This is a genomic window from Brevundimonas sp. EYE_349, assembly GCF_023147505.1.
Classification (GTDB): Bacteria; Pseudomonadota; Alphaproteobacteria; order Caulobacterales; family Caulobacteraceae; genus Brevundimonas.
Map to the genome: position 1 here is coordinate 511,687 of NZ_JAHXPB010000001.1, position 19,312 is coordinate 530,998.

The window sequence follows — 19,312 nt, forward strand, 5'->3', positions numbered from 1 at the left end:
ATCGGCGGGCCGTGCAAAGCCCCTTCGCACGGCCCCGATCGCTTACGCCGCCTCGACGTCCTCTTCGGCCGGGACGGTGCGGATCATATAGTCGAAGGCGGACAGGCCCGCCTTGGAGCCTTCCCCCATGGCGATGACGATCTGCTTGTACGGCACGGTCGTCACATCGCCGGCGGCGAAGACGCCCGGCTGGCTTGTCTCGCCGCGATGGTCGACCTCGATCTCACCGCGCGTCGTCAGGGCGACCGCGCCATGCAGCCATTCGGTGTTCGGAACCAGACCGATCTGCACGAAGACGCCCTCCAGATCGACGTCGTGATGGGCGTCGGCGTTGCGGTCCTTGTAGGACAGGCCCGTCACCTTCTCGCCGTCGCCATGCACTTCGGTCGTCAATGCAGATGTCACGATCCGCACGTTGGGGAGGGTCGCCAGCTTCCGCTGAAGCACCGCATCGGCCCGCAGTTCGCTGTCGTATTCGATCAGGGTCACATGGGCGACGATGCCGGCCAGATCGATGGCCGCCTCGACGCCTGAGTTGCCGCCGCCGATCACCGCCACGCGCTTGCCCTTGAACAGCGGGCCGTCGCAGTGCGGGCAATAGGCCACGCCCTTGTTCTTGTACTGATCCTCGCCCGGCACGTTCATCTGGCGCCAGCGGGCGCCGGTCGACAGGATCACCGTCCGCGACTTCAGCGACGCGCCGTTCTCCAGCACCACCTCATGCAGACCGCCCGGAACCTTGGACGGCGCCAGCTTGGCCGCCTTCTGCAGGTTCATGATGTCCACCTCGTACTCGCGGACGTGCTGCTCCAGATGGGCGGCCAGCTTCGGCCCCTCGGTATGGGGCACCGAGATGAAGTTCTCGATGGCCATGGTGTCCAGCACCTGCCCGCCGAATCGTTCGGCCGCGATGCCCGTGCGGATGCCCTTGCGCGCCGTATAGATGGCCGCCGCCGCGCCGGCGGGACCGCCGCCGATGACCAGCACGTCGAACGGATCCTTCGCCTTGATCTTCTCGGCGGCCTTCGCCTCGGCGCCGGTGTCGATCTTGGCGACGATCTGCTCCAGCTCCATCCGGCCCTGACCGAACAGTTCGCCGTTCAGGAAGACGGTCGGCACGGCCATGACCTTGCGGGCCTCGACCTCGTCCTTGAACAGGCCGCCCTCGATGGCGACGTGCTTGATGCGCGGATTGATGACGCTCATCAGGTTCAGCGCCTGCACCACGTCGGGGCAGTTCTGGCAAGACAGCGAGAAATAGGTCTCGAACAGATAGTCGCCCTCCAGGTCCTTGACCTGTTGGATCACCTCCTGCGCCGCCTTGGACGGATGGCCGCCGACGTGCAGCAGAGCCAGAACCAGCGAGGTGAACTCGTGGCCCAGCGGAATGCCCGCGAACCGCACGCCGATGTCCGTGCCCTTGCGGCGGATCAGGAAGCTGGGCTGCCGTTCGTCGTCATAGTCCCGGCCCATCTCGACCTTGCCGTGCGAGACCGAGACGATGTCCTCCAGCAGGACCTTCAACTCCTGCGACTTGGGTCCCGCGCCCAGCGAGGCGACCAGTTCCACCGGATGGACGATGTTCTTGAGGTAGCCCTCGAGCTGAGATTTCAGATTGGCGTCGAGCATGGGGGTCCTCGTGAATTCTGGGATTGGACGTCGCCCTCAAGCCGCCTCGGCGAGGGCTGGACGCAAAAAGGCCGCAGGGTTGAAACGCTACGCACCCCACGGCCTCTGCGGGCGCCGGATCTTGTCCGGCGCCGATGATCGGCGGCGTTTGAACCGCGCCGCCGATCAAACCTGGGGTCTTAGATCTTGCCGACGAGGTCGAGCGACGGGGCCAGGGTGGCTTCGCCTTCTTCCCACTTCGCCGGGCAGACTTCGCCGGGGTGCGAACGCACATACTGGGCGGCCTTGACCTTGCGCAGCAGTTCCGCGGCGTTGCGGCCGATGCCTTCCGAGGTCGTCTCGGTGAACTGGATCACGCCGTCAGGATCGACCAGGAAGGTGGCGCGGTCGGCCAGGCCCACGCCCGGACGCATGGCGTCGAAGTTGTTGGTCACCACGCCCGAGGGGTCGCCCAGCATGGTGTAGGTGATCTTGCCAATGGCCGGCGACGAATCATGCCACGCCTTGTGCGAGAAGTGGGTGTCGGTCGACACCGAATAGATTTCGACGCCCAGCTTCTGGAACTCGGCATAGTGGTCCGCCAGGTCTTCCAGTTCGGTCGGGCAGACGAAGGTGAAGTCGGCCGGATAGAAGAAGAAGATCGCCCACTTGCCCGCAACATCGGCGTCCGTGACCGTCAGGAACTTGCCGTCCTTATAGGCTTCGGCCGTGAACGGCTTGAGGGTCGTGTTGATGAGGGCCATGCGGAAAATCCAATGCAAGTGGTTGGGAGGCCCCTTCCTACCGCACCGCACCAAATAAGCCCAATCACTTATTTGCAGGTGCGTGATAGATTTTAGTTATACAAAATGATGCGCCCTAACCCGTCATTCTCGGCCTTGCCTCCAGGATGACGAAGACCAGCGTCAATACAGAAGGAACGGCCGCCTGGTCTCCTCCCACGCCCCCTCGTCCGGTTTGGTGGCCGCATCCAGGTCGGCCGGCGTCGCGCCCGCGTCGTCCGCCCATTTCCGCAAACCGGGCCCGCCGTTGATCACGTCGATGGGAAGCTTGCCGAACGCATACTCATACGGAAAATCACGCCACAGATCGTAGTCTGGGTACAGCCGCCGGATCGCCTTGAACCCCAGCGCCTGAACCCGCCACGGCCTGAACGCCGCATGGTCGTAGGCCGGATCGTCGACGTGGATCTGGACGCCGCTGCACAGTTTGCCGACATGCTTATGGAAGGTCGGCTCGAACCACATGGGTCGCAGCACGCAGCCCGCCAGCCAATCCGGCGCCAGCGCCTTCATCTCGGCGATCACCGCCCGCGCGTCGATGTCGGGCGCCCCGAACAACTCCAGCGGCCGCGTCGTACCCCGCCCTTCCGACAGGGTCGCCCCCTCCAGCATCACCGTCCCGGCATAGGCCCGCGCCATCGACAGGTTCGGGGCATTGGGGCTGGGGTTGACCCACGACCGTTCGCCCAGCGGCCAGCCGAAGCCCGGCCCCTGCTCGGGCGCCCAGCCCTGCATCTCGATCACCCGATATTCGACGTCCAGCTTGAAGTGATCGATGAACCACCGTCCCAGTTCGCCCAGGGTCATGCCGTGGCGCATCGGCATCGGCCCGGCGCCGACGAAACTCTCGTATCCCGGCTTCAACGTCAGCCCCTCGACCGGCCGTCCCGCCGGATTGGGCCGATCCAGCACCCAGACCGCCTTGCCGCATTTCGCAGACGCCTCCAGCACATAGAGCAGCGTCGTCACATAGGTGTAGATGCGGCAGCCCAGGTCCTGCAGGTCGATCAGGATGACGTCGAACGTCTCCATCCATTCGTCCTTGGGCCTACGCACCTCTCCATACAGGCTGAAGACAGGAATGCCGTGGACCGGATCGCGATAATCCGGGCTCTCCATCATATTGTCCTGCAGGTCGCCCTTCATCCCGTGCTGGGGTCCGAAGGCGGCGCTCAGCGCGATCTCGGGACAGGCGGCCAGCACATCCACCGCATGGGTCAGGTCCTTCGTCACCGACGCCGGATGCGCCAGCAACGCCACGCGCCGCCCCTTCAACGGCGCCCGCAGCGCAGCGTCGGACAAAAGGCGGTCGAGACCGAAATTCATGTCAGCTCCAGCGCGAACGAGTCGGGATGATGAAAGTCGGGCTTATCCGAAGGATGCGCCAGCGCCCAATAGCCCATCGCCCCGTCCAACCCTTGGATCACCGCCGTCAGCCCCACGGGCTTGGCCGCATCCTCGGGCAACGTCACGTCGGCCGTCAGCACGAACCGCCCCGGCGCCGTCCGCGTGACGATGAAAGGCGCCGACATCTCCAGCGCTTTCATCCCCTCGCGATAGCCGTCGAATCGATAGGCCGCCCACGCCCCCGATGGCGACAGATTGTACTCCACATAGCCATCCGCCGTCCGCACGAACGCCTCGAAACAGGTCGCCCGCCACAGATCGTCGGTCCGCACCCGTTCCGCGCCTTGCGGCCATCGCAGCATTTCGACCGGCCCGGCCAGCACATATTCCAGGCTCAACACTCGCCCCGCCCGCCGCGCCGCGACCTCCAGCGTCAGCCCCGCAGGGCTGGATGTCGGGTGCGGGATCAGGGGCAGGCGCATACCTCTTCGTATCGCAAGCCCGGCGCCGGTCAACGGCGTCTCCATCCCATTGGTCGGCGTCAATCCCTTTGCCCACAAGGCTTTGCGCCCGGCATCATGGCTTTTGGCGCCCGCTTTTCAGGTCCGGTCTATAATGCCGGCTCCCGCCATTTGGAGCGCGCCGCCCAATTACACCTTCTTGCACATTGCACTGTTTTCTACGGTGCAGTGCAATTTCGCCCGACCCGTATTTCAGACTATTCAGACTATTCAGACGGTGTTTTCTCGCCCGACCGTCCGAGCCCCTCGTCTCTCCTAACCCGCCAGCAAAGGGCAGACGCCTGTCGGCATCTTTGCTAACGGAGCTTCGCCATGACCGAACACACTTTCAAATCCGACTTCCTCCGCACCATGCAGGCGCGCGGCTATATCCATCAGATCACCCACCCGTCCGAGCTGGACGAGGCGGCGACCACAGGCGTGGTGATGGGCTATATCGGCTTCGACGCCACGGCGGCGTCGCTGCACGTCGGGCACCTGATCCAGATCATGCTGCTGCGCCGTCTTCAGCAGGCGGGGCACAAACCCATCGTCCTGATGGGCGGCGGCACGACCAAGGTGGGCGACCCCAGCTTCAAGGACACCCAGCGTCCCCTGCTGACCGAGGAGCGGATCGCCGAGAACATCGCCGGCATCAAGGGCGTGTTCGAGAAGTTCCTGACCTTCGGCGACGGCCCGTCCGACGCCACCATGGTCGACAATGACGAGTGGTTGTCCAAGCTGGGCTACCTGGAGTTCCTGCGCGACTACGGCACCCATTTCACCGTGAACCGGATGCTCAGCTTCGATTCCGTCAAGCTGCGCCTGGAGCGCGAGCAGCCGCTGACCTTCCTCGAATTCAACTACATGCTGATGCAGGCCACCGACTTCCTGGAGCTGAACCGCCGCTATGGCTGCACGCTACAGATGGGCGGTTCGGACCAGTGGGGCAATATCATCAACGGCGTCGAACTTACCCGCAAGGTGGACCAAAAGGCGGCCTTCGGCCTGACCACGCCGCTCTTGTCCACGGCCTCGGGCCAGAAGATGGGCAAGACCGTGGGCGGGGCCGTCTGGCTGAACGCCGACGCCCTGTCGCCCTATGACTACTGGCAGTACTGGCGCAACACCGAGGACGGCGACGTAGGCCGCTTCATGCGCCTGTTCACCGACCTGTCGGACGACGAGATCGCGGGATATGAGGCGCTGGAAGGCGCCGCCATCAACGACGCCAAGAAGGCGCTGGCCGACGCCTGCACGACCATGCTGCACGGCGCCGAAGCCGCCGCGACCGCACGCGCCGCCGCCGAAACCGCCTTCGAAAAGGGGCAGGTCTCGGCCGACCTGCCGACCGTCGAACTCTCTGCGTCCGAGGTTTACGGCGCCATGATCGCCGCCGTCGTGACCAAGACCGGCCTGACGGCCTCCAACGGCGAGGCCCGACGCCTGGCCCAGGGCGGCGGCCTTCGTCTGAACGACGCCGCCGTGTCCGACGGCGGCCAGCTGCTTACCGAGGCCGACCTCAAGGACGGCGTCATCAAGCTTGCCGCCGGCAAGAAGAAGATCGTGTTGGTGAAGCCGGTCTGATCCGCTCCCTAATCCCGCTCATCCCCGCGAAAGCGGGGACCCAGAGGGTGTCAAAGCATAGCCTTCTTCACCTACATCGTCGCCAGTCGGCGAAACGGTACCCTTTACACGGGTTCGACCGACGATCTGATCCAGCGCGTGGACCAGCACAAGAACAAGACCTTCGCCGGCTTCACGGCCAAGTACGACGTTAATGTGCTGGTCTGGTTCGAGGTTCACGAGACTCGCGAAGGCGCTTTTCGTCGCGAACGGCAGATCAAGAAGTGGAACCGCAGTTGGAAACTCGAACTGATCGCGAAACAGAATCCAGACTGGCGTGATCTCTTCGACCATGTTCGCCTTGGCGATTTGAAGGACGCTGAAGACTGGGTCCCCGCTTTCGCGGGGATGAGCGGAAATAAAGAAGGCGCTTCCGATGATTGAACAAGGCCTCCTCGCCCCCGCCCTGGACCGGCCCGCCGACAACGGCGGCCACGTCTCCCTCGCCGCCCTCAAGGGCAAGCCCGCCGTCGTCTATTTCTACCCCAAGGACGACACGACCGGCTGCACGCGAGAGGCGCAGGACTTCACCGCCCTAGCCGCCGAGTTCGCCGCCCTGGGCGCGACCGTCATCGGCGTGTCCAAGGACACGGTGAAGAAGCACGACCGCTTCAAGGCCAAATACGACCTGGCAGTCGTCCTGGCCTCCGACGAGGACGGCGCCGCCTGCGAGGCCTGGGGCGTGTGGGTGCAGAAGAAGCTGTACGGTCGCGAGTATATGGGCATCGAGCGCGCGACCTTCCTGGTCGATGCGGATGGCCGGGTGGCCCGCGTCTGGCGCAACGTCAAGGTCGCCGGCCACGCCGCCGAAGTGCTGGAGGCCGTAAAGGCTCTGTGATCGGCGAGCGCCGTTCGGAAGCGGCGCTTGACCTGGGCCGCCCGCCCACGGCCTAGTGGGCCTGAGGGCTATAGGGGCTTGGCCGGCCTTGGCTGGCAGATGCGGAGCGCACCATGTTCACCAAGAGCAAATCCTACGACAACGGATCACAGGGGCTGGGCATCCCCCCGGCGCCAGAGCCCACCCCGGCGCCTGCGCCCGCCCAGACGCCCCTGCCGACGGCGGCGGCGGCCCCGCGCGCGCCAGAGCCTGCACGGACGGCGCCGCGATCCAGCAACCTGTCCACCCTGTCGGCAGGCGTGAAGTACGAAGGCAACATCTCCGGCGCCGGCGAGCTTCAGGTCGACGGCTCGCTGAAGGGCGACGTGCGCGTCTCGCGCGTGGTCATCGGCGAAGGCGGCTCGGTGGAGGGCACGGTCCATGCCGACGTGCTGGACGTGCGCGGCCGCGTCTCGGGCGCCATCGTGGCCAAACAGGTCAAGCTCTACGCCACCGCCCGGGTCGAGGGCGACATCACCCAGGAGCAGTTGGCTATCGACCAAGGCGCCTGGTTCCAGGGCCGCTGCAACCAAGCCAAGCGCGACACCCCCGGCGCCGCCATGCTGGAAGCGCCAAAAACTGAAAAGGCGGACAAGGCCGAGACCAAGTCGCCGGCCTGAACCTGCAATCGACGCGGGCTCAAGCAGGGCCAAAGGCTGGTAGCCTAAAATGAAAGGGGCGGTCCATCGGACCGCCCCTTTTGCCTAATCGACGCTGGATCCTCGCGTCTCGCCGACCCGGGCCGCAAGCGCGGCGCCCATGAAGGCGTCCAGATCGCCGTCCAGCACCCCCTGGGTGTCCGAGGTCTCAACCTCCGTCCGCAGGTCCTTCACCATCTGATACGGCTGCAAGACATAGGATCGGATCTGGTGGCCCCAGCCGATGTCCGTCTTGGCGTCGGCCAGAGCCTGGGCCGCCGCCTCGCGCTTCTGCAACTCCAGCTCGTACAGGCGCGCCCGCAGCATCTTCCAGGCCATTTCGCGGTTCTGGTGCTGCGACCGGCCTGCCTGGCAGGCCACGACGGTGTTGGTCGGGGTGTGCGTCAGGCGCACGGCCGAGTCTGTCTTGTTGATGTGCTGACCGCCCGCGCCGGACGCGCGATAGGTGTCGGTGCGCACGTCCGAGGGGTTGATGTCGATTTCGATGGCGTCGTCCACGACCGGCGACACCCCGATGGACGCGAAGCTGGTGTGGCGCTTGGCCGCCGCGTCGTAGGGGCTGATGCGGACCAGCCGGTGAACGCCCGATTCGGACTTCAGCCAGCCATAGGCGTTCGGCCCCTCGATCAGGATGGTGGCCGACTTGACCCCCGCCTGTTCGCCCTCTTCGTGCGCCTCGATCGTGACCTCATAGCCGTGCGCCTTGGCCCAGCGGGAATACATCCGCAGCAGCATTCCGGCCCAGTCGTTCGACTCGGTGCCGCCGGCGCCGGAGTTCACTTCCAGATAGGCGTCGTTGCCGTCGGCCTCACCGGACAACAGGGCTTCCAGTTCGGCGCGGGCGGCGCGGTCCTTGATGCCGCGCAGCGAAGCACGCGCGTCTTCCAGCGCGCCCTCGTCGCCTTCCTCATCCGCCATCTCGGCCAGCATCACCCCGTCCTCGAGGTCCTGCTCCATCGCCTTGACGGTGTTGATCTTGCCTTCCAGCTGCGAGCGCTCGCGGCTGACGGCCTGGGCCTCGTCGGGCTTGTCCCACAGCGTCGGATCCTCGACCCGCGCGTTCAGCTCATCGAGCTTTCTTAGAGCGACATCCCAGTCAAAGACGCCTCCTGAGCAGAGCAACGCTCTGCTCGATGTCGGCCTTCATGGCCTCGACATCCGGTCTCATCGCAATCTCCGCGACACAACGCCCTCAAGTAGCGAGGCCCGCAGGCCGCGCGATAGGGCAGGATTAATGGAAAACGGCGCGCCACGAGGACGCGCCGTTCGATGGGCCTACCTAGAGCCTCAGTACAATCCGCTCAAGTCCTCTGCCGGCGCCTTCTTCGGCGGCGGCGGGGCCGAGGGAGCGGGCGCAGACGCCGGTGCGCCGCTGGCGGCCTCCTGCTCGCGCCGGATCACGTCATAGTAGTTCTGGGGTCCGACGGGTTGCGCCGGGCCAGTCGGCGCCGATGGCGGGGCCTGACGTTCGGTGCCCGGACGGAAGGCTTCCTCGATGCCGTTCACGGTGCGGAAGATGGCGTTCTTGGGCCGCACGAACGGGCGAGCCGGCCGTTCCTTCAGCGCCGTCTGCATGAAGTCGGTGAACACCGGCACGGCGGCGGACGCCCCGGCTTCGCCGGAACCCAGCGAGCGATTGTCGTCGAAGCCGATGAAGACGCCGACCACGATGTCGGTGGTGAAGCCCACGAACCAGGCCGAGCGATATTCATTGGTCGTGCCCGTCTTGCCCGCGACCCACGGCCCGAGGCCCCGGGCGCTGGCGGCGGTGCCGCGCTGAACCACGCCTTCCAGCATGGAGCTCATCTGATAGGCGGTGATCGGGTCGATCACCTGCGTCCCGCGCTGTTGCAGGCGCGGGGATTCCTGGCCCGAGAAGCCGCGTCCGCACTCGCGGCAGCTACGGTTGTCGGCGCGGAAGATGGTCTCGCCGTCGCGATCCTGCACATAGTCGATCAGATAGGGCGTCACCCGTCGGCCGCCGTTGGCGAAGGCGGAATAGGCGGCCGTGATGTCCAGCGGCGTCACCTCGCCCGCGCCCAGCGACACCGAAAGGTTGGGCGTCATGCCCGGCAGACCCATCCGATCCGCCTGTTCCACGATCTTCTTCATGCCAACCGACTGGGCCAGGCGCACCGTCATCACGTTGCGCGACAGTTCCAGCCCGCGCCGCAGCGTCTGCGGGCCGTAATACTGGCGGCTGTAGTTCTCGGGCGTCCAGCGCTGGCCGTTCGGTCCGCCGGCGAAGCTGATCGGCGCGTCCAGGACGATGGAGGCGGGGGTGAAGTCTCCCTCCAGCGCGGTCGCATAGACGAAGGGCTTGAACGCCGATCCCGGCTGGCGCTTGGCCTGGGTCGCGCGGTTGAAGCTGGACAGGGCATAGGAGTAGCCGCCGACCATCGCCAGCACCCGGCCCGACTGCGGCTCGATCGCCACCAGGGCGCCGTTGACGCGCGGGACCTGTTTCAGAGCGTACTGGCCGCCCTTGGGCTCCACGAAGATCAGTTCGCCGCGTTTCAGTTGGCGATTGGCGTTGGCCCAGGCGGCGTCGGCGGCCAGCAGGGTTCCGGTCTTGTCGGTCTTGGCGGTGCGGATGCGAACGGTGTTGCCGCTGACGCTCTCGATGGCGGCCGCTTCCCAGGAACGGCGCTCGGGCGGGATCTGGCCCCGCAGGGCCTCGGCCTGCCAGCCCGGCTCGAACTCGGTCGTGCCCCAGCCGCCGCGCCAGCCGTGACGCCGGTCATAGTTCTCCAGCCCCTGCATCAGGGCGCGGCGCGCCGCCGTCTGCAGCGTCGGGTCCAGCGTCGTGCGCATATAGAAGCCGCCGGCGCGCAGTTGTTCGCCGAACTGAGGATTGGCGGCCGCCTGACGACGCGCCTCCTCCACGAAGAAGTCGGCGTCCTTGTAGTCTGAACGCTGGGGGGCGTCACGCGTGACCAGCGGCTTGGCGCGCGCCTCGGTCAGTTGCTGCGGGGTCAGCCAGCCGCTCTGCTCCATCTCGCCCAGCACCCAGTCGCGCCGCCCCTTGGCCGCGCCGGGGTGGCGTTTGGGGTGATAGTTGTTCGGCCCCTTGGGCAGCGACGCCAGGAAGGCCGTCTCGTCCGGCGTCAGCTGGGCCAGCGACTTGCCGAAATAGTTGTAGGCCGCAGACGCGATGCCGAACGACCGATATCCCAGGAAGATTTCGTTCAGATAAAGTTCCAGGATCTGCTGCTTGGACAGGGTCGCCTCCAGCCTGTTGGCCAGGATGGCTTCCTTCAGCTTGCGGTTCAGGCTGGATTCGTTGGTCAGCAGGACGTTCTTGGCCACCTGCTGGGTGATGGTCGAACCGCCTTCAAGCCGCCGGCCCGAGGCCAGGTTGAACACGTTCTTCAGCGACGCCCGGCCGATGCCGCCCACGTCGATTCCGCCGTGCTGGAAGAAGTTCCGATCCTCGGCCGCCAGGAAGGCGTGGATCACCGTCTGCGGAATCTGATCGTAGGAGACATAGATTCGGCGCTCGTCCGAAAACTCGCCGATCAGGGTGCCGTCGCCGGCATAGACCCGCGTCGCGGTCGGCGGGCGATAGTCCGCCAGTTCCGAAGCGTCTGGCAGGTCGTGGAACAGCCACGCCGCATAGACGGCGACGACCAACCCCGCCAGGGCGATGGCGCCCAGCAGAACCATGCCCGCCCACACGAACCAGCGTTCGGCAATCTTCACTGCGTACTCCGACGACGCGCCTCGAAAGGCTGCTTTAGCCCGCGTCGCCGGTGGATTGCTAGAGCGGGGATGCAACGCCCCCTTCCCGTCTGCCGTTTGCCCCCTATCTCCAGCCCTCACCCTCTAGGAGCCCACCATGGAAGTTCTGTATCGCGCCCAGTCCACCGCGTCCGGCGGAGGCCGCGAGGACGGCCGTTCCGCCACCGACGACGGCAAGATCGACGTTAAACTGTCCACGCCCAAGGAAATGGGCGGCAAAGGCGGCGACGGGACCAATCCTGAACAGCTGTTCGCCGCAGGTTACGCCGCGTGCTACCTTGGGGCCCTGCGCCTGGTCAGCGGCAAGGCCGGCACACCCGTCAGCCCTGACACCAAGGTCACCGCCGGCGTCGGGTTCGGCAAGAACACCAAGGGTGAAGGCTTCAACCTGGATGTCGATCTGACCGTGACCGATCATGGGCTGGACCAGACCGTCATCGACGACCTGATCGAAAAGGCGCACCAAGTCTGCCCCTACTCCAACGCCACGCGCAACAACGTCGATGTTCGCCTGAGCGCGAAATAACCGACGCCAAGGGCCGCGCGCGTGTTGAGCCGCGCGCGCGGCGCCTCTAGATGAGGTCCATGACCTCCCCGCTCGACGCCTCCCCCGATCCCCTGCTGACGCTCGAACCGCATCGCCGCGTGACCCTGCGCGAAGCCTTCGGCGTGGACAGCGACATGACCGTGCCCGCCTTCGACGAGCGCGACAGCCATGTGCCCGAGATCGACGAGGCCTATCGCTTCGATCCCCAGACCACCATCGCGATCTGCGCCGGCTTCGCCTTCGACCGCCGCGTGATGGTTCAGGGCTATCACGGCACGGGCAAGTCGACCCATATCGAACAGGTCGCCGCCCGCCTGAACTGGCCTTTGGTCCGAGTGAACCTGGACAGCCACGTCAGCCGGATCGACCTGATCGGCAAGGACGCCATCGTCCTGAAGGACGGCAAGCAGATCACCGAGTTCCGCGAGGGCATCCTGCCCTGGTCGCTGCAACGCCCCGTCGCCCTGGTGTTCGACGAATATGACGCCGGTCGTCCTGACGTGATGTTCGTGATCCAGCGCGTGCTGGAGGCGCAGGGTCGCCTGACCCTGCTGGACCAGAACCGCGTCATCCGCCCGAACCGCTATTTCCGCCTGTTCGCCACGACCAACACCATCGGCCTGGGCGACACCACGGGCCTGTATCACGGCGCGCAGCAGATCAATCAGGCCCAGCTGGACCGCTGGAACATCGTCACGACGCTGAACTACCTCGACCATGACGTCGAGGCCGAGATCGTCGCCGCCAAGGTGCCCGAGTGGAAGGACGCCGAAGGCAAGCGCCGCATCGCCGCCATGGTCCGCGTCGCCGACATGACCCGGAACGCCTTCATGAACGGCGACATCTCCACCGTCATGTCGCCCCGCACGGTGATCACCTGGGCCCAGAACGCCATCATCTTCGGCGGCGACCTGGCGCTCAGCTTCCGTCTGACCTTCCTGAACAAGTGCGACGAACTGGAACGCGCCACCATCGCCGAGTTCTACCAGCGCGCCTTCGGCGAAGACCTGCCCGAAGCGGCGACGCGGGTGAAGGTGGGCTGACCTCTATCGGCGCGCCTCTTCGCCGCCGCCGATGAAGGCGCCGGCGATCCAGCTGACGACGCCGGTCACGATGGCCGCGCCGATGCCGGCCCACAGGCCGTCGATCACGAAGCCGCCCAGGAAGACCGACGTCAGGCCGATCATGGCCGCGTTCACGACCAGCAGAAACAGACCCAGGGTCACGACGGTGATCGGGAAGGTCAGCACGACCAGGATCGGCCGCACGAAGGCGTTGACCAGGCCCAAGATGATGGCCGCTGCGACCAGCGAACCGGTGCTGGTGAAGGCCACGCCCGGCACGACCTTGGCCGACAGCCACAGGCCGGCCATGGTGACCAGGGCCTGGATGATGAAACGGATCATGACGTCCCTCGCGGTGTTCAAGCGTGACCATAACACATGACGCAGACGAAGGCTCCCCCTTCGACCTGCCCGCTGCTATCGAAAGCCATACCGCACGGAGACCGCCCATGAGCCTGCACGGCGCCTATGACCCGAACAACATCTTCGCCAAGATCCTACGCGACGAAATCCCCTCGGTGCGAGTGTGGGAGGACGACCACGTTCTGGCCTTCATGGACGTGTTTCCCCAGTCGGAAGGCCATGTTCTGATCATCGCCAAACAGTCCAAGGCGCGCAATCTGCTGGAGGTCGAGCCAGAGGTTCTGACCCGGATGACCGCCGCTCTGCAGCGCACAGCCAAGGCGGTGGAAAAGGCGCTGCAGCCCGAAGGTTTGGCCGTCATGCAGTTCAACGGCGATGCGGGCGGTCAGACGGTCTTCCACCTGCATTTCCACATCGTGCCGCGCTGGGCCGACCGGGAGATGAAGGGCCACGGCCATGCGCCGATGGCCGATGCCACGACCCTGCGCGCCCTGGCCGACCGGATCGCGGCCGAGTTGGACTGACGTCTCAGTTCACGCGGCGCTTTTCCAGCTTCCGGGCCAGGGTGCGGCGATGCATTCCCAGCCGGCGCGCGGCCTCGGAAATGTTGAAGTCGGTCTCGACCAGGGTCTCGTGGATTCGCTCCCACTCCAGGGTCTTGATCGAGGTCGGCCGGGCGCCCAGCGGCGTTTCGGCGTCGCCATCGGCGCGGGCGAATGCGGCCTCGATGTCGTCGGTGCCGGCGGGCTTGGCCAGATAGTGACGCGCGCCCAGCTTGATGGCTTCGACCGCCGTGGCGATGCTGGCGAACCCCGTCAGCACCACGATGTTCATGGCCGGGTCGAAGGCGTGCAGCGCCTCAACGCAGGTCAGGCCCGACGCCCCGCCCAGCTTCAGGTCCACGACCGCATAGCCCGGCCGATGCACCTTCAGCACATCGGCCATCTGATCGGGGTTGGCGGCGCTGACGACCGTATAGCCGCGCCGCTCGAACGACCGCCGCAGAGTGGCTGAAAAGGAATCGTCGTCCTCGACGATCAACAGCAGGCGGTCGTGATTGTCGGCGTCATCGGTCATGGGCGATCCTTTGGCGACAGCGCCGACAGCGGCAGGGTCAGACGCACCTCTGCGCCGCCAGCGGGCGGATTGGAAGCATCGACTTGTCCGCCCAGCGAACGGACCACATTCATCAGCAGAAACAGGCCCAGGCCCGCGCCGGCCCTCGGCTTGGTGGAATTATAGGGTTTGCCCCACGACTTCAGCACGACGGGCGCAAAGCCCGGCCCATCGTCGCGCACGGCGATGACCAGATCGTCGTCGGTTTGGGCGCTGGTGACCAGCACCCGCCTCGCCCCCGCCTCGACCGCATTGTCGAACACCACGCCCAGCACCTGTCTCAGGGCCGGATCGGCGATGATCAACGGGTCGTCGTGCAGTTCGTCGCGAATATCCACCGCCACCCCGTCACGGCTCCAACTGGCCACGACGTCGGCCAGAAAGGTGCGCACGGTCGTGCGCTGGGGCGCCAGCCCCCTCGCCTCGCCGGCCGACAACAGTATGCCGGTCACGATGGCCTTGCAGCGTTCCACCTCGGCCCGCATCGTCTCCATGTCCTGGGTCAGATCGGCGTCCTGCGTCAGGGCCGGCATCCGCTTCCAGTCGCTGAGAATGACCGACAGCGAGGCCAGAGGCGTGCCCAGTTCATGCGCCGCGCCAGAGGCCAACAGGCCCAGGCGAACGATGTGATCATGTTCGGCCGTCTGCTGGCGCATGGCGGCCATGGCGGCGTCGCGGTCGCGCAGGTTCTGGCTGATCCGGGTGACGAACAGCACCAAGAGCACCGCCATCAGCACGAAACAGATCAGGCTGCCCTGCAGATAAAGGCCCAGCAGCGACCCCTCGCGCGCCGACGGCAGGTTCAGCGGCAAGGAATGCAGGCCGAGCCCGGCGAAGCACAGGGTCGTCACCGCGATCAGGGCCCAGGCATAGACCGGCGCCAGCAGCACCGCCCCCAACACCACCTGCAACAGATACAGCGCCGCGAACGGATTGGCGGCCCCGCCGGTCAGGAACAGCAGCCAGGTCAGGGCCGCAACATCGGCCAGCAGGGCGATCATCAGGGCGCGGTCGTCGACCTCCGCCTGCCGCGCCGCTAACGGCGCGCTGACCAGATTGACCAACACCAGACCAGCCGGCGCCGCCAGCAGCCACAGGATGGGCAGCGGAATGCCCATCACATATTCGACCATCATTATGGTCGCCATCTGCCCCGCCACCGCCAGCCAACGCAGCTGGATCAGCAGCAGCATGTTGCGGCGGTTTGCCCCGCCGTGGCTCGCGACCTCGCCGCGCGGCCCGCCCAGACCGAGCAGACGCTGGAGCGAGGTTGTCACGCCTCGCCCCGATCCGCGGACCGCCGCCACTCGCGCCGGAACAGCGCCAGGCCGACCAGGGTCAGCAGCGCCATGCCGAACCAGGTCAGGGCGTAGATCAGATGGCTGTTGGGAAAGCGAATGACGGTCAGTCCGCCCAGCGGCCAACCGCCGGGATTGGGGGTGGCGTCGGCATCGACGAAATAGGGCGCCACGTCGCTCAAGCCCCGCCGCGCCGCGATGGCGCCGACGTCGCGCGACCGCCAGCGGTCGTGCTGAGGATCGTTGGCGCGAAGGAACCCGCCCTTCGGCTCGGTGATCCGGAGCAGTCCCACGACTGTCTGCGGACCGGCGTTCTGACCGTCGGCGCGCGTTTCGGGCGTCTTGCGCCCCGGCGGCGCAAAGCCGCGATTGACCAGAACCGTGAAGCCGCGCGCATCGACCAGCGGCGTCATCACCCAGAAGCCCGCCCCCGCGTCGGTCACGGCCTGAACTAGGGTCTCCTTGTCATGCAGATAACGCCCGCGCAGGACCACGCGGCGGTATTGATCGTCCTGACGGGTGACGGCGGGCCATTGATCCGGTCCCGGCGCAGGGGTCGGCGCGGCATGGACGCGCGCATCGACCTGGGCGATCAGCGCGGTCTTCCAGGCCAGGCGCTGGACCTGCCAGACGCCTAGGGCTGCGAAGCCGGCGAACAGAACCAGCAGAGCGACCGACACGGCCAGCCGCATCGGTCGTCGGGTCTTGTCTGGAGAAAGCGCGCGGATGTCGCCCCCGTCAGCCGATCATCTGCGTCATGTCGTGCGTCGCCGGCATCATGTTGGTGTTGAGGTGGTACATGACCCACAGCGAACCCGACAGGGCGATGACCACCACGATGATGGTGAAGATCAGCGCCAGCATGGTCCAGCCGCCTTCGGACTTGGAGTTCATGTGCAGGAAGTAGATCATGTGGACCACGATCTGCACCACGGCGAACGCCATGACGATCAGCGCCGTCGCCTGGGCCGGCAGGGCGCCGGTCATGACCAGGGCGAACGGAATGGCCGTCAGGATCACCGACAGCACGAAGCCGATCATATAGCTCTTGAACGAGCCGTGATTGTGGGCCTCGTGACCCAGGTGATCGGTCTCGTGCGAGTCCGGGCTGTGGTCGTTCTTGTCAGCGCTCATCGCACCATCCCCAGCAGATAGACGAAGGTGAAGACGCCGATCCAGATGACGTCCAGGAAGTGCCAGAACATCGACAGGCACATCAGCCGGCGCTTGTTGGCGGGGATCAGCCCCTTCATGCCGACCTGCACCATCAGCGTCACCAACCAGATGATGCCGAAGGTGACGTGCAGGCCGTGGGTTCCGACCAGGGTGAAGAAGGCCGACAGGAAGGCGCTGCGTTGGGGCGTGGCGCCCTCATGGATCAGATGCCCGAACTCATAGAGTTCGATGCCCAGGAACGCCAGGCCGAACAGGCCCGTGATGGCCAGCCAGACCAGGGTCTGGCGCGTGTTGTTCCGGTCCATCGCCAGCATGGCGAAGCCGTAGGTGATCGACGAGAACAGCAGCATGGCGGTGTTGACCGCCACCAACTCCAGATCGAACAGCTCCTTGGGCCCAGGCCCGGCGGCGTAGTTGCCGCCCAGCACGCCGAACACGGCGAACAGCATCGCAAAGATGAGGCAGTCGCTCATCAGATAGAGCCAGAAGCCCAGCATGGTGCTGGAGCCTTCCTCGTGGTGCGGCTCCTCTTCCAGGTGGAAGACGGTGGGGTCGTCCAGCTTGATCGCGGTCGCGCTCATGATCAGGCCTCCGTTCCGGCCAGGGCGCGCGTGCGCGCCTCTTCGGTCGCGCGCACCTCATCCGCAGGGATGTAGTAGTCGCGCTTGTAGTTGAAGGTATGGCCGATCGAGACCGCCAGCACGCCGACGAAGCACAGGGCCGCCAGCCACCAGATGTACCAGACCAAGGCCAGGCCCATCACCAGGCAAAGGCCCGAGATGATGATCCCCGCCCCCGTGTTCGACGGCATGTGGATCGCCTTGTAGCCGGTCAGCGGACGCTGATAGCCCTTGTTCTTCATGTCCCACCAGGCGTCGGCGTCATGGACGACCGGCGTGGAGGCGAAGTTGTAGTCCGGCGGCGGCGACGACGTAGCCCACTCCAGGGTGCGGCCGCCCCACGGATCGCCCGTCGTGTCGCGCAGCTTGTCGCGGTTGATGATCGACACGGCGAACTGGATGAACATGGCCGCGATGCCCAGAGCGATCACGCCCGCGCCGATGGCGGCGATCACGAACCAGATCTGCAGCGACGGATCGTCGAACGCCCGCATCCGGCGCGTCACGCCCATCAGGCCCAGGACGTACAGCGGCAGGAAGGCCAGCCAGAAGCCCGGCACCCAGCACCAGAAGCTGACCAGGCCCCACTTCTTGTCCAGCTTGAAGCCGAAGGCCTTGGGCCACCAGAAGTTGATCGCCGCGAACAGGCCGAACAGCACGCCGCCGATAATGACGTTGTGGAAGTGGGCCACCAGGAACAGCGAGTTGTGCAGCACGAAGTCGGCCGGCGGCACCGCCAGCAGCACGCCCGTCATCCCGCCGATCACGAAAGTCAGCATGAAGGCGATCAGCCACATCATCGGCAGTTCGAACCGGATGCGCCCACGATACATCGTGAACAGCCAGTTGAAGATCTTGGCTCCCGTTGGGATCGAGATGATCATCGTCGTGATGCCGAAGAAGCTGTTCACCGAGGCGCCCGACCCCATGGTGAAGAAGTGGTGCAGCCACACCAGGTACGACAGCACGGTGATGACGACCGTGGCGTAGACCATCGAGGTATAGCCGAACAGCTTCTTGCTGGAGAAGGTCGAGGCGATCTCGGAGAAGACGCCGAACAGCGGCAGGATCAGGATGTAGACCTCGGGGTGGCCCCAGATCCAGATCAGGTTCACGTACATCATCGGGTTGCCGCCGAAGTCGTTCGTGAAGAAGTTGGTGCCGACGTAACGGTCCAGCGTCAGCAGGGCCAGGACGGCCGTCAGGACCGGGAAGGACGCCACGATCAGCACGTTGGTGCACAGCGAGGTCCAGGTGAAGACGGGCATCTTCATCATGCCCATGCCCGGCGCGCGCATCTTCACGATGGTGGCGATCAGGTTGATGCCGGACAGGGTCGTCCCCACCCCCGCGATCTGCAGCGCCCATATGTAGTAATCGACCCCAACGCCGGGGCTATAGCCAATGCCCGACAGCGGCGGATAGGCCAGCCAGCCGGTGCGCGCGAACTCGCCCACGAACAGCGAGGCCATGACGATGATCGCGCCGGCCGTGGTCATCCAGAAGCTGAAGTTGTTCAGGAAGGGGAAGGACACGTCGCGCGCGCCGATCTGCAGCGGCACCACATAGTTCATGATGCCCGTCACCAGCGGCATGGCCACGAAGAAGATCATGATCACGCCGTGGGCGGTGAAGATCTGGTCGTAGTGGTGGGCGTTCAGATAGCCCTCGGACCCGCCAAAGGCCATGGCCTGCTGGATTCGCATCATGATGGCGTCTGCGAAGCCACGCACGAACATGATCAGCCCCAGGATCATGTACATGATCCCGATCTTCTTGTGATCGACCGTGGTGAACCACTCTTTCCAGAGATAGCCCCACAGTTTGAAATAGGTCAGCGCGCCCAGCAGGGCGACGCCGCCCAGGGCCACGACGATCATGGTCACGACCAGGATCGGCTCGTGCAGGGGCAGAGCCTCAAGCGTCAGGCGCCCGAAGATCAGCGGAAGGATTTGGTCAGCGTTCAT

At 65.7% G+C, this 19,312-nt stretch carries 20 protein-coding genes; 7 read left to right on the forward strand and 13 right to left on the reverse strand.

Annotated features, from left to right (window positions below; all coding sequences use genetic code 11):
• Positions 1-42: 42 nt before the first annotated feature.
• The 4 genes from ahpF to KZX42_RS02765 form a co-directional block, all read right to left on the reverse strand.
• Entirely contained in the window at positions 43-1,629 is a 1,587-nt protein-coding gene (gene ahpF, locus KZX42_RS02750) for an alkyl hydroperoxide reductase subunit F (protein ID WP_248116864.1), read from the reverse strand.
• A 179-nt stretch (positions 1,630-1,808) separates the two neighbouring features.
• Positions 1,809-2,372 carry an alkyl hydroperoxide reductase subunit C gene (gene ahpC / locus KZX42_RS02755; RefSeq protein WP_248116866.1) on the reverse strand — a complete coding sequence of 188 codons (564 nt, stop codon included), beginning with the start codon at positions 2,370-2,372 and terminating at the stop codon, positions 1,809-1,811.
• 162 nt (positions 2,373-2,534) lie between these two features.
• Positions 2,535-3,737 (reverse strand): DUF1343 domain-containing protein, encoded by a 1,203-nt coding sequence (locus tag KZX42_RS02760; protein WP_248116868.1) that lies wholly within the window; start codon positions 3,735-3,737, stop codon positions 2,535-2,537.
• A complete protein-coding gene (locus KZX42_RS02765; RefSeq protein ID WP_248116870.1) occupies positions 3,734-4,240 on the reverse strand; it encodes a DOMON-like domain-containing protein in 507 nt (168 codons plus the stop codon). Before KZX42_RS02765 ends, KZX42_RS02760 begins: the two co-directional genes overlap by 4 nt.
• Before the next feature lie 351 nt (positions 4,241-4,591).
• Here KZX42_RS02765 and tyrS point away from each other — a divergent pair, with 351 nt between their 5' ends.
• From tyrS to KZX42_RS02785, 4 genes are all read left to right on the forward strand, one after another.
• A complete protein-coding gene (tyrS, locus tag KZX42_RS02770) occupies positions 4,592-5,845 on the forward strand; it encodes a tyrosine--tRNA ligase (RefSeq protein WP_248116872.1) in 1,254 nt (417 codons plus the stop codon).
• Positions 5,846-5,920: 75 nt separating this feature from the next.
• Positions 5,921-6,268, forward strand: a complete 348-nt coding sequence (locus KZX42_RS02775; protein WP_348983608.1) for a GIY-YIG nuclease family protein — start codon at positions 5,921-5,923, stop codon at positions 6,266-6,268.
• Positions 6,261-6,722, forward strand: coding sequence for a peroxiredoxin (locus tag KZX42_RS02780; protein WP_248116874.1), 462 nt, complete (start codon positions 6,261-6,263; stop codon positions 6,720-6,722). Before KZX42_RS02775 ends, KZX42_RS02780 begins: the two co-directional genes overlap by 8 nt.
• 113 nt (positions 6,723-6,835) lie before the next feature.
• On the forward strand, positions 6,836-7,381 hold the full coding sequence (locus tag KZX42_RS02785; protein ID WP_248116875.1) for a polymer-forming cytoskeletal protein: 546 nt from the start codon (positions 6,836-6,838) through the stop codon (positions 7,379-7,381).
• 84 nt (positions 7,382-7,465) lie between these two features.
• On the opposite strand, the gene prfB is transcribed toward KZX42_RS02785, so the two are convergent.
• Together prfB and KZX42_RS02795 are read right to left on the reverse strand one after the other, a co-directional pair.
• Positions 7,466-8,588, reverse strand: a protein-coding gene (prfB, locus tag KZX42_RS02790; RefSeq protein WP_248116877.1) for a peptide chain release factor 2 whose coding sequence is annotated in 2 segments (ribosomal slippage) — positions 7,466-8,518 and positions 8,520-8,588 — 1,122 coding nt in all. Because the reading frame shifts where the segments join, the coding sequence is not laid out codon by codon here.
• A 119-nt stretch (positions 8,589-8,707) separates the two neighbouring features.
• Positions 8,708-11,086, reverse strand: a complete 2,379-nt coding sequence (locus tag KZX42_RS02795) for a penicillin-binding protein 1A (protein ID WP_248117260.1) — start codon at positions 11,084-11,086, stop codon at positions 8,708-8,710.
• A 172-nt stretch (positions 11,087-11,258) separates the two neighbouring features.
• Here KZX42_RS02795 and KZX42_RS02800 point away from each other — a divergent pair, with 172 nt between their 5' ends.
• Positions 11,259-11,687: an organic hydroperoxide resistance protein gene (locus tag KZX42_RS02800; protein ID WP_248116879.1), complete on the forward strand. Its 429-nt coding sequence runs from the start codon at positions 11,259-11,261 to the stop codon at positions 11,685-11,687.
• A 59-nt stretch (positions 11,688-11,746) separates the two neighbouring features.
• Entirely contained in the window at positions 11,747-12,751 is a 1,005-nt protein-coding gene (cobS, locus tag KZX42_RS02805; RefSeq protein ID WP_248116881.1) for a cobaltochelatase subunit CobS, read from the forward strand.
• A 3-nt stretch (positions 12,752-12,754) separates the two neighbouring features.
• Here cobS and KZX42_RS02810 read toward each other — a convergent pair whose 3' ends face one another.
• Positions 12,755-13,114 carry a phage holin family protein gene (locus KZX42_RS02810; protein ID WP_248116882.1) on the reverse strand — a complete coding sequence of 120 codons (360 nt, stop codon included), beginning with the start codon at positions 13,112-13,114 and terminating at the stop codon, positions 12,755-12,757.
• A gap of 107 nt (positions 13,115-13,221) precedes the next feature.
• On the opposite strand from KZX42_RS02810, the gene KZX42_RS02815 reads away from it, so the two are divergent.
• Positions 13,222-13,659, forward strand: coding sequence for an HIT family protein (locus KZX42_RS02815; RefSeq protein ID WP_248116884.1), 438 nt, complete (start codon positions 13,222-13,224; stop codon positions 13,657-13,659).
• Positions 13,660-13,663: 4 nt separating this feature from the next.
• Here KZX42_RS02815 and KZX42_RS02820 read toward each other — a convergent pair whose 3' ends face one another.
• Genes KZX42_RS02820 through cyoB form a run of 6 tightly spaced genes read right to left on the reverse strand, consistent with a single transcriptional unit; the run spans position 13,664 to position 19,312 of the window.
• Positions 13,664-14,212, reverse strand: coding sequence for a response regulator transcription factor (locus tag KZX42_RS02820; protein WP_248116886.1), 549 nt, complete (start codon positions 14,210-14,212; stop codon positions 13,664-13,666).
• A complete protein-coding gene (locus KZX42_RS02825) occupies positions 14,209-15,528 on the reverse strand; it encodes an ATP-binding protein (protein ID WP_248116888.1) in 1,320 nt (439 codons plus the stop codon). Before KZX42_RS02825 ends, KZX42_RS02820 begins: the two co-directional genes overlap by 4 nt.
• Positions 15,525-16,241 (reverse strand): SURF1 family protein, encoded by a 717-nt coding sequence (locus tag KZX42_RS02830; protein WP_248116890.1) that lies wholly within the window; start codon positions 16,239-16,241, stop codon positions 15,525-15,527. The genes KZX42_RS02825 and KZX42_RS02830 overlap by 4 nt, the downstream gene beginning before the upstream one ends.
• 46 nt (positions 16,242-16,287) lie before the next feature.
• Complete coding sequence (gene cyoD, locus KZX42_RS02835; protein ID WP_248116892.1) at positions 16,288-16,683, reverse strand: cytochrome o ubiquinol oxidase subunit IV; 396 nt, start codon at positions 16,681-16,683, stop codon at positions 16,288-16,290.
• Entirely contained in the window at positions 16,680-17,306 is a 627-nt protein-coding gene (cyoC, locus tag KZX42_RS02840; protein ID WP_248116894.1) for a cytochrome o ubiquinol oxidase subunit III, read from the reverse strand. Before cyoC ends, cyoD begins: the two co-directional genes overlap by 4 nt.
• Positions 17,307-17,308: 2 nt before the next feature.
• Complete coding sequence (gene cyoB / locus KZX42_RS02845; RefSeq protein ID WP_248116896.1) at positions 17,309-19,312, reverse strand: cytochrome o ubiquinol oxidase subunit I; 2,004 nt, start codon at positions 19,310-19,312, stop codon at positions 17,309-17,311.

What these genes read in the sequence shown, in the direction of transcription:
- cobS (WP_248116881.1), top strand. Translation starts at nt 11,747, where the DNA reads ATGACCTCCCCGCTCGACGCCTCCCCCGATCCCCTGCTGACGCTCGAA.
- KZX42_RS02830 (WP_248116890.1), bottom strand. Translation starts at nt 16,241, where the DNA reads ATGCGGCTGGCCGTGTCGGTCGCTCTGCTGGTTCTGTTCGCCGGCTTC.
- KZX42_RS02785 (WP_248116875.1), top strand. Translation starts at nt 6,836, where the DNA reads ATGTTCACCAAGAGCAAATCCTACGACAACGGATCACAGGGGCTGGGC.
- KZX42_RS02795 (WP_248117260.1), bottom strand. Translation starts at nt 11,086, where the DNA reads ATGGTTCTGCTGGGCGCCATCGCCCTGGCGGGGTTGGTCGTCGCCGTC.
- KZX42_RS02815 (WP_248116884.1), top strand. Translation starts at nt 13,222, where the DNA reads ATGAGCCTGCACGGCGCCTATGACCCGAACAACATCTTCGCCAAGATC.
- cyoC (WP_248116894.1), bottom strand. Translation starts at nt 17,306, where the DNA reads ATGAGCGCGACCGCGATCAAGCTGGACGACCCCACCGTCTTCCACCTG.
- KZX42_RS02810 (WP_248116882.1), bottom strand. Translation starts at nt 13,114, where the DNA reads ATGATCCGTTTCATCATCCAGGCCCTGGTCACCATGGCCGGCCTGTGG.
- KZX42_RS02765 (WP_248116870.1), bottom strand. Translation starts at nt 4,240, where the DNA reads ATGCGCCTGCCCCTGATCCCGCACCCGACATCCAGCCCTGCGGGGCTG.
- ahpF (WP_248116864.1), bottom strand. Translation starts at nt 1,629, where the DNA reads ATGCTCGACGCCAATCTGAAATCTCAGCTCGAGGGCTACCTCAAGAAC.
- tyrS (WP_248116872.1), top strand. Translation starts at nt 4,592, where the DNA reads ATGACCGAACACACTTTCAAATCCGACTTCCTCCGCACCATGCAGGCG.
- ahpC (WP_248116866.1), bottom strand. Translation starts at nt 2,372, where the DNA reads ATGGCCCTCATCAACACGACCCTCAAGCCGTTCACGGCCGAAGCCTAT.
- KZX42_RS02820 (WP_248116886.1), bottom strand. Translation starts at nt 14,212, where the DNA reads ATGACCGATGACGCCGACAATCACGACCGCCTGCTGTTGATCGTCGAG.
- cyoD (WP_248116892.1), bottom strand. Translation starts at nt 16,683, where the DNA reads ATGAGCGCTGACAAGAACGACCACAGCCCGGACTCGCACGAGACCGAT.
- KZX42_RS02760 (WP_248116868.1), bottom strand. Translation starts at nt 3,737, where the DNA reads ATGAATTTCGGTCTCGACCGCCTTTTGTCCGACGCTGCGCTGCGGGCG.
- KZX42_RS02780 (WP_248116874.1), top strand. Translation starts at nt 6,261, where the DNA reads ATGATTGAACAAGGCCTCCTCGCCCCCGCCCTGGACCGGCCCGCCGAC.
- KZX42_RS02800 (WP_248116879.1), top strand. Translation starts at nt 11,259, where the DNA reads ATGGAAGTTCTGTATCGCGCCCAGTCCACCGCGTCCGGCGGAGGCCGC.
- cyoB (WP_248116896.1), bottom strand. Translation starts at nt 19,312, where the DNA reads ATGAACGCTGACCAAATCCTTCCGCTGATCTTCGGGCGCCTGACGCTT.